General features: G+C 36.9%; 1 protein-coding gene. It reads left to right on the top strand.

Going from position 1 to position 426, the window contains the following annotated elements; genetic code table 11:
• Nucleotides 1–111: 111 nt before the first annotated feature.
• On the top strand, nt 112–426 hold a 315-nt coding region (locus HFD15_RS14020), incomplete at its 3' end, for a hypothetical protein (RefSeq protein ID WP_167595005.1).

Below are 426 nucleotides of genomic sequence, written 5' to 3'. Positions count from 1 at the left end.
GAAGTGGAAGTGGGGATATTCCGCTAGACTTTTCCGAAACGTCTTAGATTTGGACGGAAATACCATCAAAACTGAACAATTTGAATACACTTGGAAATGAAGGGAGCGGCGATGAGTGAAGAAGAAAGACTTCTAAAATTTGAAAATGAGCTAAACTTTGGGATTGAAACAAGAGATGGAACTTTCTATGTTCCAAAAGATGTTGCAGTTAAAGCAGCATCTGAATTATTAGATGAACTTGCACAACCCCAGCTCACGATTCCGAAAAGCATTGCGGATGAGTTGGACAAATATGATTTTGAACTTACTAGTAAGGGTCTTATGTACAGAAATATGGGTGGTACATTGTTAGAGTTTTCCAGAGTAACATATGATGAAATACCACAGTTAATTGTTCAAACTATTGCTGGTAATTATCGAATAGTA

The organism is Lactococcus sp. EKM203L, from assembly GCF_011800585.1.
Taxonomy (GTDB): Bacteria; Bacillota; Bacilli; order Lactobacillales; family Streptococcaceae; genus Lactococcus; species Lactococcus lactis.
This window is presented reverse-complemented; position numbering and strand designations above follow the sequence as displayed.